Origin of the sequence: Psychrobacter pasteurii (assembly GCF_900162815.1) — a bacterium.
Lineage (GTDB): Bacteria > Pseudomonadota > Gammaproteobacteria > Pseudomonadales > Moraxellaceae > Psychrobacter > Psychrobacter pasteurii.
This window is the reverse complement of sequence record NZ_FUGD01000177.1, coordinates 1-11,939: the sequence shown is the minus strand read 5'-3', so window position 1 is coordinate 11,939 and position 11,939 is coordinate 1. Positions and strand designations below refer to the sequence as shown.

13 protein-coding genes are annotated in these 11,939 nt (G+C 38.1%); all 13 read left to right on the top strand.

Annotated features, from left to right (window positions below):
• Positions 1 to 764: ATP-grasp domain-containing protein (locus tag A1232T_RS13170; protein ID WP_077449809.1), on the top strand; the 764-nt coding region annotated here is incomplete at its 5' end.
• Positions 757 to 1,263 carry a glycosyltransferase family protein gene (locus A1232T_RS13165; RefSeq protein ID WP_077449808.1) on the top strand — a complete coding sequence of 169 codons (507 nt, stop codon included), beginning with the start codon at positions 757 to 759 and terminating at the stop codon, positions 1,261 to 1,263. The genes A1232T_RS13170 and A1232T_RS13165, both read left to right, overlap by 8 nt.
• 24 nt (positions 1,264 to 1,287) lie before the next feature.
• Positions 1,288 to 1,569: a DUF2334 domain-containing protein gene (locus A1232T_RS14545; RefSeq protein WP_077449807.1), complete on the top strand. Its 282-nt coding sequence runs from the start codon at positions 1,288 to 1,290 to the stop codon at positions 1,567 to 1,569.
• A complete protein-coding gene (locus A1232T_RS13155; protein ID WP_077449806.1) occupies positions 1,562 to 2,020 on the top strand; it encodes a DUF2334 domain-containing protein in 459 nt (152 codons plus the stop codon). Before A1232T_RS14545 ends, A1232T_RS13155 begins: the two co-directional genes overlap by 8 nt.
• A gap of 65 nt (positions 2,021 to 2,085) precedes the next feature.
• Positions 2,086 to 3,234, top strand: a complete 1,149-nt coding sequence (locus A1232T_RS13150) for a hypothetical protein (RefSeq protein WP_077449805.1) — start codon at positions 2,086 to 2,088, stop codon at positions 3,232 to 3,234.
• A gap of 47 nt (positions 3,235 to 3,281) precedes the next feature.
• The gene (locus A1232T_RS13145) at positions 3,282 to 4,421 is read left to right on the top strand and encodes a glycosyltransferase (protein ID WP_077449804.1); all 1,140 of its coding nucleotides are present in this window, start codon (positions 3,282 to 3,284) and stop codon (positions 4,419 to 4,421) included.
• A complete protein-coding gene (locus A1232T_RS13140; protein WP_077449803.1) occupies positions 4,418 to 5,341 on the top strand; it encodes a polysaccharide deacetylase family protein in 924 nt (307 codons plus the stop codon). Before A1232T_RS13145 ends, A1232T_RS13140 begins: the two co-directional genes overlap by 4 nt.
• On the top strand, positions 5,334 to 6,380 hold the full coding sequence (locus A1232T_RS13135) for a GNAT family N-acetyltransferase (protein WP_077449802.1): 1,047 nt from the start codon (positions 5,334 to 5,336) through the stop codon (positions 6,378 to 6,380). Before A1232T_RS13140 ends, A1232T_RS13135 begins: the two co-directional genes overlap by 8 nt.
• Before the next feature lie 12 nt (positions 6,381 to 6,392).
• Positions 6,393 to 7,532, top strand: a complete 1,140-nt coding sequence (locus A1232T_RS13130; RefSeq protein WP_077449801.1) for a glycosyltransferase family 4 protein — start codon at positions 6,393 to 6,395, stop codon at positions 7,530 to 7,532.
• Between the two features lie 17 nt (positions 7,533 to 7,549).
• Positions 7,550 to 8,164 (top strand): sugar transferase, encoded by a 615-nt coding sequence (locus A1232T_RS13125; RefSeq protein WP_077449800.1) that lies wholly within the window; start codon positions 7,550 to 7,552, stop codon positions 8,162 to 8,164.
• Between the two features lie 3 nt (positions 8,165 to 8,167).
• Complete coding sequence (locus A1232T_RS13120; protein WP_077449799.1) at positions 8,168 to 8,827, top strand: NeuD/PglB/VioB family sugar acetyltransferase; 660 nt, start codon at positions 8,168 to 8,170, stop codon at positions 8,825 to 8,827.
• Positions 8,828 to 8,922: 95 nt separating this feature from the next.
• The gene (locus A1232T_RS13115; RefSeq protein WP_077449798.1) at positions 8,923 to 10,125 is read left to right on the top strand and encodes a DegT/DnrJ/EryC1/StrS family aminotransferase; all 1,203 of its coding nucleotides are present in this window, start codon (positions 8,923 to 8,925) and stop codon (positions 10,123 to 10,125) included.
• Positions 10,126 to 10,257: 132 nt separating this feature from the next.
• Positions 10,258 to 11,691, top strand: a complete 1,434-nt coding sequence (locus A1232T_RS13110) for a capsule assembly Wzi family protein (RefSeq protein WP_425272072.1) — start codon at positions 10,258 to 10,260, stop codon at positions 11,689 to 11,691.
• The last annotated feature ends 248 nt before the right edge of the window (positions 11,692 to 11,939 follow it).

Here is an 11,939-nt window from a genome sequence, read left to right as displayed (position 1 = left end):
TTCTTTATTATGTCAAAGATCATTGCTTAATTTTACCTACCTATGAAATGCTACTCGCTCATGAAAATAAAGGTTTCCAAGAAGTAATGCGAAGAGCCTTAGGTATAAATGATTTATTAAGTGATTACGTATTTGATATAGATTCCATTACAATATCACCTCCATTTGTTTTAAAAACAATAGATGGTTCAGGAAGTTCTGGAGTAACTTTAATCAAAGACAAACACGATCTAACAAAATTTAAAACTAAAAACATACAGATCTCTAAATCTAGAAAAATAAAAAACTCTATCCGCAAACTAAGGCTCCCTACTGATAATTACTCACTTTACTCCTATTACTATAAGCCTTTTAAAAGATTTGTAACTCAAGATTTCATAACAGATCTCACATGTGACTACCGTGTTTTAGTGACTGGAAATCGATTCTATGCTATGCGTAGAGATGTAAAAAAAGGCGACTTTAGAGCAAGTGGTAGTAAAAAATTTCACTATCATGATGTACCTAATGATGTTCTAGACTATGCAGAAAAAATATTTTCTAAGCTTAAAAATCCGTACATCTCCATGGATTTAGCTTACAAAGATAAAACTCCCTACCTTATAGAGTTTCAGGGTACTAACTTTGGCTCTAGTGTAATTAGACATTCAGGTGGTTATTACACTAAAACTCTAGATTCTTGGGTGTTTGTAGAGAGTCAGCCTTTGCATGAGGAGGCTCTATCATATGGCTTATACTACTATGTAAGTAATAAAAATGACTAAAAAAATCGCTCACATTATTATTGGTTTAAATGTTGGGGGTGCTGAACTTATGTTACAGCGCCTAGTTCTCAATAGCTCTAAAAAAGAGCAGTTTGAACACTCTGTTATATCAATTACTGACTTGGGGATTATTGGGCCTAAACTTCAAGAACAAGGTATAAAAGTTTATAGCCTTGGTATGAATTCTTTGCACAACATACCTTTAACGATGTTTAAGTTAAGGCGCTTATTAAAAAAAATAAACCCCGATAAGGTACGTGAAGCATTCAGTGCAATATGCCTGGCTACAGACTTCGTATATAGTGAAAAACGTAACCAGTTTTTAATTATTGAGTCTTCGATATTCATTGGTGTAGATACCTGCGAACAGCTATCAATAGATGGTATTTCCGGAAAGTATATCCGTAAGGCAGATGGCGATTATGAGTTTGTTTCTGGCAGATTTTGGATTCAAGAGCTTGCTTTGAATCATTTTTTATCAAACATCCGCATTTTGTAAGAGCGCGCATTAAGGAGTGTAAAAGTGTCTAAATTCATACTAAGATTTGACGATATCATACCTGGTATGGACTGGAATAAGTTTTTGAAAATAAAAGAAGTAGCTGTGAAATATGGAGTTAAGTCCATCTTAGGTGTAGTCCCTGATAATAAAGACGCTAACCTCTCTATTAACATAAATATGTCAAATAGTGTTTTTTTTAGTACTCTAAAAGAATTCGCTGAATACGGTGATACAATTGCACAGCATGGAACCCATCATACGTATACTATAAAGGCAGGTGGCATGCTAGGTATCAATGAGTGATCATAGTTATGAAGTACAATTAGAGAGGTTGCAGATTGGTAAAAACATATTAAGTGCTAATAGTATCTGGCAACCTTACTTCATGGCACCTTCACATTCTTTTGATAGGAACACTCTGAAGGCTTTAAAAAAATTAGGCTTCACAGCGATTACTGATGGGTATGGATTGTATCCTTATAATATTGAAGGAGTCATACTCGTGCCTCAACTTTTATCAAAGCCTCTCAAGTTCCTTCCTTTTGGCATTCAAACTATTTGCTTACATACAAATTCTATAAGTGACGATGCCTTAAATTATATAATTAATTTTATTGAAAATAATCACTATAAGTTTATCGATTTCAAAGAGGCAATAAATATTCAACCTAAGTTTAGTAGCCTGCAATTATTTACTCACATGGGTTCTAAGTATTCTCTTAAGATCATTAGAATGCTTAGAAGAATCATCTAACCGCACTCAGACTACTTTTTTCATATATAAATAGATGTCTGAAATTAAAATTATTAAGGTACCTAATGCTTCTTGAAGTCTGGCAGGCAATAAGCCCATTTATAATATTGGTTTTAGGATTACTCACCTCAATATTAATGGCTAGAAAATTTGGTGCTAAAGATAAACGCTCAGTAATATTGTACTTATGGCATACTTTTTTTACGTTCGTTTACTATATTTATACTTTAAAGTTTGGAGCTGATGCCACTGTATATTACGAACAAGGTCTTATTGGAAACTATATCTTTCAGCCTGGAACTCATTTCATTCGATTTATAGTGATGATCCTAACCAATTATTTTTACTTTAATATGATTGGTTGCTTTCTTTTTTTTAATATACTAGGGGCTTTAGGGCTTATAATTTTAGACTCTATTATTCATAGAACAGTTTCAAACCAAAAGAAACTATTAAGAATTGTTGCCACATTAGTGATATTTCTGCCTTCTATTAGTTTCTGGTCAAGTGGTATCGGGAAAGATCCTATATCTTTTCTTTCAGTAGTGCTAGCTTTATGGTCTTCCTTAAATCTGAAAAATCGTTTGTTTCCTATGAGTCTATCCATCATGATGATGTTTTTCGTTAGACCTCATATTGCTGGAATATTAATTATATCTTTAGCAATTTCACTATTCTTCGATAAGAAAACAAATGCACTGGTTAAGGTGTTACTAGCCTCTGTTACTATAGGTATATCTTCTCTATTAGTCCCCTATGCACTTAATTATGCCGGTATTCAGGATTCTAACACCCCTGAGGACATAGCAGAATATATTCAAGGGCGTGAAGATGTTTACAAGAGTACAGATAGTGGCTTAACTCTATCTGAAATGAGCTTTCCTATGAAGTTATTCACTTATATGTTTAGACCTACTATTTTAGAGGCTCGTTCTGTTACACAGATTTTTTCTGCATTAGATAACATTCTTTTGTTATACCTTTTTATAGCTGGCGGTTACAGAATAATCAAAAATAAAAATAAAAATACAACTTCATTAGAAAACCGTAAATTTATGTGGGCATATGCAACTATAGCTTGGATAATTTTGGCTTTAACAACTGGCAATTTAGGGATTGCTGTCCGACAAAAAATCATGGTTTTACCATTTTTTCTTTACCTTTTTATTTCTGTAATGTCTAAAGATAAGAAATTTAGTGATTATTATAAGTAACTTTTATTAACAGGTAAGTCCTCATATTTTAAATAGGAAACAAGATTTTGAGAGTCATCCATATAATTACTGGTGGGAAAGGTAGAGGAGGTGCTGAAGGTGCACTTCTCCGATTAGTCAAAGGTACCTCCAATACTGTACAGCATATTGTATATACTCTTTTAGATATGCCAGATTATGAAAATGATTTTAGAAAAGCAGGTGTTGCTCTCCGATCCCTTAACATTCGTAGTCCAAAATCATTTCCCCTAAATTTATATAGATTAAAAAAGGAAATCCTGAGCCATCGTCCTGACATAATTCAAAGCTGGATGGGGCACTCTAACTTACTTTTTGGATTAATTGGTAAAGCTTGGGGAGTGCCCGTAGTTTGGAATATTCGCCAAAGTAGAGTTACCAAACAAGAGCTAGGGTCTAAGAATTATGCATTAATGAAAATAAGCGCTAATCTTTCTAAAGTTATACCCTATAAGATAATAAATTGTTCATTAAAATCCATTGAAATGCATAGAAAAGTTGGCTTTGACGATAAGTTCGTATATATCCCAAATGGAGTAAACATTAATAGCCTTCACCCTGAATCTTTTCAATCACAACCAAAAGGAAGCTTTACCGTTGGACATGTAGGCCGTTACGATCCTGCGAAAAATCATACATTATTTATTTCTGCCTTCAAAGATTTCAATGATCACCATACAAGCGCTCGATGCATTATGGCAGGTACAGGTGTCAGTTGTGACAATCCTATATTTAGAAATAATTATGAGGATCTTATTAATAGCTCATTTACTTTGCTAGGTCAGGTTGAGAATAAAACTAAGCTTTCTAAGGTGTATAAACAAATGGACTGCTTGGTATTAAGTAGCGTCACTGAAGGTTTTCCAAATGTGCTTATTGAAGCTATGAGCTTTGGTATACCATGCATCAGTACTAAGGTCGGTGATGCTAGCGAAATTATTTCAGATACAGGCTGGATTGTTCCGTCAGACGATCAGGAAGCACTAGAGAATGCTTTGGAAGAGGCTTATCACGAATATATGAACTCCTCAGAGAAATGGGCAGCTCGCAGAAAGAAAGCTTATGACAGAGTTATCGAAAATTACTCAATCGAAAAAATGTGTGAACGTTATGTTAATGTATGGAATGAAGCAATAAATCAAAGTAACCATAACCGGAGAAAAAAATGAGTAAAGGGGTTTTTACCTTGTCGCTTGACTGTGAAGGGCTATGGGGAGTTGCTGATCATATAGGAGCTTCTACAAAATCTATTAATCAAAGCAGTCTAAGTGAAGTTTATTCATATATCAACAATGTATTGTCGCATCACTCAATTAAAGCCACTTATGCCTTCACCACCCTCTTCACCCAGGATGAAGCTAACATCCTAAAATATAAAGACAGTATACAATCTTATATTAATGAGCAAGATGAATGGTATAAACATATCTTTAATACATTACATAACGAAAATTTGGACGGTTGGCTAGGCAGAGAATTCTATTTGCAAGCTAAGAAAAATAGTCATGAAATTGCTTGGCATGGTTTTACTCATCACCCATTAGGCAAAACGACCAAAGAGAGTATCGTTAAGTTTGAAGCCTCAGAGTCTCTTAAGATATTTGAGCAAGAGAGTTTAGATGTAACCTCTATAGTATTCCCACGTAATGATGTAGGCCATTTAAAGTTACTGGGTAACTCAGGTTTCGATGTGTATAGAAAAGGTGTAATAGAGCAGTCTAGATTACATTCTAATAAATACTACAGAGTCCTTGACGAATTTAATGTATTAAAGCCATCACAAAAGTTTAAGTCATCTAAAAAGACGCCTATGATAAGTTTGCCTGCAGGTTACTTTTTGAACTGGCCCAGTGGTCCAAGGCGACTCATACCTAATGAAGTTACTTATAGACGATGGGATCACATATTAAGATCTGCGTCACGTCGTTCTGCACAAGCACATATGTGGTTTCATCCTCATAATATGATTACAGCTCCTAAAATGCGTGATACGTTTGAAAGTATAATAAAAAATATTTCTACTAGAATGGATAATGGTGAAATTCTAAATCTGACAATGGACGAATGCAAAAGGTATTACAATGAATAATAAATGGATAGACAATGAGCAGGACTTAGAGCTGGTTAAGCAACTCTTTAATAATAATGATAGCCCTCGTACACTACAACATTTGAAATGGCAATACATAGATAGCTATAGTCAAGAAGGTCGACTGGTACTAGGAGGCATTGACCCAACCCTAGTAAAAGGACTAACGGGCATCTATGCTGTTTTTCAAAACAGATTTATATCTGACAATCAAAAAGTTACTGGCTCACAATCTCTAGATACTTTGGTTGCTCCTGAGGCCAGAGGTCAGGGGCTGTTTAATAAGCTAGCCTCACAAGTTTATGATGAGGCAAAAAGCCGAGGTATCGCTTTTGTTTATGGATTTCCAAATGGTAACTCTGCCCATGGTTTTTTTAATAAGTTGGGCTGGGTAAACTTGGATCCAGTTCCTTTTCTAGTTTTACCCTTACGTTCACGTTACATCTTATCAAAGCTGCCTATTATAAAGAAGGTATCTAACTTATTACCTAATATTACTTATTTAAAGAAGGTTAAGTATCAGACTAATTTCGATATAGTCGAAAATACACCTATTGATTCTAATTACGATCAGCTATGGACTGTTTTTTCTAAAAAAATAAATACAGGCCTTATTAGGGACGCTAAATACATCAATTGGCGACTCTCTCGACCCGGTGAAGACTATCAGAATGTTGCTATACTTGATGATAAGGGTAAAATGCAAGCTATTTGTATTTACTCCCTTAAGGAGAAGCATGGTGGCTTAATAGGTTATATTATGGAGCTTATATACTTAGATGAGAAACTAGGCTCTATTGTTTTGAATAAAGCTTTACAAAGTTTAAAAGATAGCCATTGCGATGCAGTATTAGCGTGGAATTTTAATCATTCACCTAACCATGCTGCTTATAAAATTAATGGTTTCTTACCACTACCTGAAAAAGTAAGACCTATAGAGCTGCACTTTGGGGTAAGAATCTTTAATGATAAACTGAGAGAAACCTTAAGTGATAGAAACAAATGGTACTTAAGCTATTTTGATTCTGATACGGTATAGGTACGGTTAAAAATGAAATTTCTAATAATAGCCAGCTACCCAGGCTCTATCCTAAAGTTTCGTGGTGCTTTAATTAAAGCACTACAGAACAAAGGGTTTGAGATACATATTGCAGCCCCTGAATTTGGTAACCACCCCGAAGATGTTACAGCGCTTAAGAACCTAGGTTACACTCTTCATGATATACCACTGCAACGAACTGGCACTAATCCATTGAAGGATGCTGCTGCGTTTTCTACACTATATTTAATAATGAAGAAAGTTAAACCTAGCCATGTGATGGCTTATACAATCAAGCCTGTCATTTATGGCGCATTAGCAGCATGGGCAGCAAAGGTTCCTAACCGCTATGCCCTGATTACAGGCTTAGGCTATGCCTTTCAACAGGTCGAAGAGACGGGTAATCGAAGTAAGCTACAAAAGCTAATACATGGGTTATATAAACAGGCACTATCTAAGACGTCTAAAGTTTTTTTTCAGAATCCAGATGACCTAAACCTATTTAAACAGCTAAAGCTTATTTCCCCTGCTACACCTACAGCAGTAGTCAATGGCTCAGGGGTCGATATCTCTGAGTATGAAGTTGTGCCCTTACCTGTCGCAGGTGATAATACTACCGAGCTCAGATTCCTCCTTATTGCCCGCCTGCTTGGAGATAAAGGAGTCAGAGAGTATGCGCAAGCTGCCAAATGTATTAAGACAAAATATCCTCAGACTCAGTTTTACTTAATCGGTTGGATTGATGACAATCCAGATAGTATAGAGCAGCAAGAGTTAGATAACTGGATTAAAGACGGAACTATCAACTTCTGGGGTAAGCTTTCAGATGTCAAGCCAGCTATAGCCTCCAGTTCAATTTATGTTCTACCCTCCTATAGAGAAGGTACGCCTCGCACAGTACTAGAGGCCATGGCGATGGGCAGACCAGTGATTACTACCGATGCACCAGGCTGCCGTGAAACGGTAACAGATGGAGTTAATGGCTATTTAGTACCCGTTAAATCTGTAGATGGATTAACCGAGGCTATGAAGAAATTTATAACTAATCCTGCCTTAATTAACGCCATGGGTAAGGCGTCACGCCGAATTGCTGAAGAAAAATTCGATGTTCACGCTGTCAATAACTTTATGCTCAAAGAAATGGGACTATAGCTTACAAGGTCATTCATATGCTTAAAAGACTAATCGACATTACTGCCAGTGGTACAGCTTTGGCCGTACTCTCCCCAGTACTGGCTGTCACGGCTTATAAGGTTAAAAAGAATTTAGGTTCTCCTGTATTATTTAAACAAACACGCCCTGGCTTAGATGGTAAAGCCTTTGAGATGATTAAGTTTCGAACCATGAAGGATGCCACTGATAAAGATGGAAACCTTTTACCAGACAACGAGCGCCTAACACCATTTGGTCAAAAACTACGCAGTACCAGTATTGATGAACTACCTGAGCTTTGGAATGTTTTAAAAGGTGATATGAGCTTAGTAGGCCCTCGCCCACTGCTCATGGAGTACTTGCCTCTGTATAATAGCGAACAAGCGCGTCGTCATAATGTTCGCCCAGGAGTAACAGGGTACGCTCAAGTCAACGGTCGAAATGCGATCAGTTGGGAGCAGAAGTTCGCACTCGATACTTGGTATGTTGATAACCAATCTCTGTGGCTAGACTTCAAAATTCTAGCGAAGACAGTTAAGCAAGTGCTCATAAAGGATGGTATTAGTGCTGAAGGTGAAGCCACAATGAGTAAGTTCACAGGCTCACCTACTCCCAAAGAGTCGGTGCAATAACTTATGGACTGCTTATATGGGGTGTATGGTGCTTCAGGGTGTGGTCGTAGCTTAATGCCAGTTGCCATTGAGCAACTAAAGCGTGATGGTTTATATAAACAGGCTCAAATTGTTTTTATCGATGATGCCTTGGAAGAAGAACAGCTAGTTAACGGCTATATAGCCATGAGTTACCAAAAATTTAGGTCGACTGAGGCTAAAAATAAAAAAGTACTTATTGCGATTGCCAGCAGTAGTATTCGCGAGAAGATTGCTAACAAGCTTGCTACTGATAATATTCCTGTATGGACCATATTAGCCGATAGCACTATCATCATGGATGCTGTAGAAATAAAAGAAGGAGCTGCACTTAGTCCTTTTGTCACTATAGGTTCTAATGTCACCATAGGGAAGTGCTTTCATGCTAATTTATACAGCTATGTGGAACACGACTGTGTGATAGGTGATTATGTGACCTTTGCACCCCGAGTTAATTGTAACGGTAATATTTATATTCACGATCATGCTTATATCGGTACAGGCGCTGTTATCAAACAAGGTACACCTGATAAGCCTTTAATTATTGGTGAAGGGGCTATTGTTGGTATGGGTGCCGTAGTTACCAAAGATGTACCAGCTGGTACAGTTGTAGTTGGTAATCCAGCCAGACCCTTAGTAAAATAATCCATTCCATTCTTTAATTTAAGCCTCCTGATGTAAAAGCTATTAATTTTCTACCATAAACTAATATCAAAAAATTTAAAGGTATAGTGATTCTCATGCTAAACACTCCATTCCAACCCTGGCCTAGCTTTACCCAAGAAGAGGCTGATGCCGTTAGTCGTGTACTGCTATCTAATAAAGTCAACTACTGGACGGGCACTGAAGCTCGTGAATTTGAAAAAGAATTTGCTCAATTTGCAGACAGTAAATACGCCATTGCCGTCAGCAACGGTACTACAGCGCTTGATTTAGCATTACATGCCTTAAAGTTACAGCCTGATGATGAAGTTATCGTTACGCCACGCACCTTTATTGCCAGTATCTCAAGCGTGGTCAATGCTGGTGCTAAGCCTGTATTTGCAGAGATTAATGAAGATAGTGGAAACATCTCACCTGAAACCATTGCTAATGTTATCACAGACAAAACTCGCGCCATCGTCTGTGTACATTTAGCCGGTTGGCCATGTGATATGGATGGCATTATGGCATTGGCAGATAAACATGATCTGTATGTGATTGAAGACTGTGCTCAAGCGCATGGCGCTAAATACAAAGGCCGTAGTGTGGGTAGTATCGGTCATATTGGTGCTTGGAGCTTCTGCCAAGATAAAATTATGACCACGGGCGGTGAAGGCGGTATGGTCACTACCAATAATGAGCGCTTATGGCGTAACATGTGGGCTTATAAAGATCATGGGAAGAGCTACAAGGCTGTCTATGAAACCGAGCACCCACCTGGCTATCGCTGGTTGCATGAGAGCTTTGGTACTAACTGGCGCCTAACTGAAATGCAAGCGGTTATTGGACGTATTCAGCTGACTCGTATGCCAGAATGGACCGCTAAACGTACTGCAAATGCTCAAGCCATACTTGATGCTTGCAAACCTTGGGAAGAAAAAGGCTATCTCAATGTTCCTGTGATGGAACAGACCACAGGCTTTGAAGACTGCACCCATGCTTACTACAAGCTGTATGTCTATGTAAAACCAGAAAACCTACCTGAAGGCTGGTCGCGTGATCGTATCATCAGTGAAATTAATGAGCTTGGCGTTCCTTGCTATTCAGGATCTGCCTCTGAAGTCTATCTAGAAAAAGCTTTCGATAATACAGGGCTACGTCCAGAGCCAAGACTGCCTTTGGCTATGCAGCTAGGGGAAACAAGCCTAATGTTTTTAGTCCACCCTACCCTGTTAGATAGTGAAATCGAAAAGACAGTTGAAGCTATCAATACTGTATTCTCTAAAATAGATAGCCTTTAGATAAATTATCTATGTAGCCTATAATAGTAGCTTTACTTAACTATTATCATTATTATGAGCGACCAGATACTTTTTAAACCTCCCTATAGCTTAAGGCCCTACCCTATGAACAGGATCTTCACTTTAAAAAAAATGAGTGTGCTACTAAGCCTAAGCTTAGTAGGTACACTAACTAGTGCTCAGAACTTACAGATGAATGACATGAGCTTGAAATCAGAGCTAGACTGGTTAAGAGCGCAAGGTGTAATTCAAATTAATACCAGCACTTGGCCGTTAACGACTAATGAGATTAATAGAGTCTTATCTAAAGCTGACATTCGCACTGCTGAGCAACAGCAAGTTGTACAATCTATTCGCTATACGCTGGATAAAGAGCCAAAGTCGTTAGTAAATACTAAAGTCTCAGCTTATGCCCAAACCGATAGAGAGCAGCTGCCACAAAGCTTCGCTGATGATAACACAGCCAACTTCCAAGCTGCTGCCCAAGTAAGCTTAAGTGAAGAGGATTGGGAAGTTAATATTCGTGCTAATGTCAAAGATAAAGACATGATTGATGATGAAGATCTAAGCTTTGAAGGCTCTTACTTAGCAGGTAAATATGCCAACCAGTGGCTTATTGCCGGCCAGATCCCTACTTGGTGGGGACCAGGTCATGATGGTAGTCTTATCCGTGGTGACGCTAGCAAGCCTGTCATTGGTGTCACTATGCAGCGTGATACACAGGATGCACCAAGCCATCCTTATTTGAGCTGGATCGGTCCTTGGCAGTATCAGCTTTTCGCTGGTCAATTAGACGACTATGAGGCAGTGCCTGATACCAAGCTAATCGGTATGCGTTTAACGGCTAGCCCAACAGAGTGGTTAGAACTGGGAGCTTCACGTACCTTTATGTGGGGCGGTGAAGGTCGACCAGAAGGCTTTAGTTCATTTTGGGATGCTATCAAAGGTACCCAAGACAATGGTGGTCGCGATGGGGGTGATCCAGCAAACCAATTGGCTGGATTTGATGCTCGAGTCAACTTAGCACCTTTAGCCAATGTACCCGTAAGTGTTTATGGCCAATACATTGGTGAGGATGAGGCTGGCGGCCTACCTGCTAAAAATATGTACCTAGCGGGGGCTGATTTTGCATCAAGCTTAAATACAACTACCATGGGCTCTATGCCATATCAATTGTATACGGAATGGACCGATACTCGTACCAGTGGTGACGTGAGAGGTATTTCTTATAACCATACTAACTATACTGATGGATATTACCAGCACGGGTATCCTCTAGGTTATGCTCTAGGCGGAGATACAGAAAGTATCGCTGTAGGCGGTAAGCTATGGTTAGACAATCAAAACTTTATCAATGCTAAAGTTCAACACGCTAAAGTGAACCAATCTAACCGAGCTACTAACAAGGCTTTTCCGGAGTCAGATAAGCTAACAGTATTAGACGTAGCTTGGGAACATCAGTTAAACCCAAAAACTACCATTTCTAGCCGTGCGTGGGTATCTGATTCTGATATCCACTCTACAGATGTTGGTGGCGGCATTGGGGTTGAGTTTACTAATTTCTAACTATAAGTTATAGAGCTTATTAATTACGGCTACTAATTAAAAAAGGTGCATTAAAGCACCTTTTTTTGTCTCTTAGTATCATTGAATACTTTACTCTCCCCCTGTGTCAGGATAGTTGTCAGGTAATCACCCCAAAAAATAATAACACCTAAAAGTAGAAACTAACTGCTAAAATACTAGCAGGAGATTTCGACATGAAAAAATCAAGATTTACCGACACTCAGATTGTTAATATACTCAAACAAGCA

What these genes read in the sequence shown, in the direction of transcription:
- A1232T_RS13165 (WP_077449808.1), top strand. Translation starts at nt 757, where the DNA reads ATGACTAAAAAAATCGCTCACATTATTATTGGTTTAAATGTTGGGGGT.
- A1232T_RS13155 (WP_077449806.1), top strand. Translation starts at nt 1,562, where the DNA reads ATGAGTGATCATAGTTATGAAGTACAATTAGAGAGGTTGCAGATTGGT.
- A1232T_RS13150 (WP_077449805.1), top strand. Translation starts at nt 2,086, where the DNA reads ATGCTTCTTGAAGTCTGGCAGGCAATAAGCCCATTTATAATATTGGTT.
- A1232T_RS13140 (WP_077449803.1), top strand. Translation starts at nt 4,418, where the DNA reads ATGAGTAAAGGGGTTTTTACCTTGTCGCTTGACTGTGAAGGGCTATGG.
- A1232T_RS13135 (WP_077449802.1), top strand. Translation starts at nt 5,334, where the DNA reads ATGAATAATAAATGGATAGACAATGAGCAGGACTTAGAGCTGGTTAAG.
- A1232T_RS13130 (WP_077449801.1), top strand. Translation starts at nt 6,393, where the DNA reads ATGAAATTTCTAATAATAGCCAGCTACCCAGGCTCTATCCTAAAGTTT.
- A1232T_RS13125 (WP_077449800.1), top strand. Translation starts at nt 7,550, where the DNA reads ATGCTTAAAAGACTAATCGACATTACTGCCAGTGGTACAGCTTTGGCC.
- A1232T_RS13120 (WP_077449799.1), top strand. Translation starts at nt 8,168, where the DNA reads ATGGACTGCTTATATGGGGTGTATGGTGCTTCAGGGTGTGGTCGTAGC.
- A1232T_RS13115 (WP_077449798.1), top strand. Translation starts at nt 8,923, where the DNA reads ATGCTAAACACTCCATTCCAACCCTGGCCTAGCTTTACCCAAGAAGAG.
- A1232T_RS13110 (WP_425272072.1), top strand. Translation starts at nt 10,258, where the DNA reads ATGAGTGTGCTACTAAGCCTAAGCTTAGTAGGTACACTAACTAGTGCT.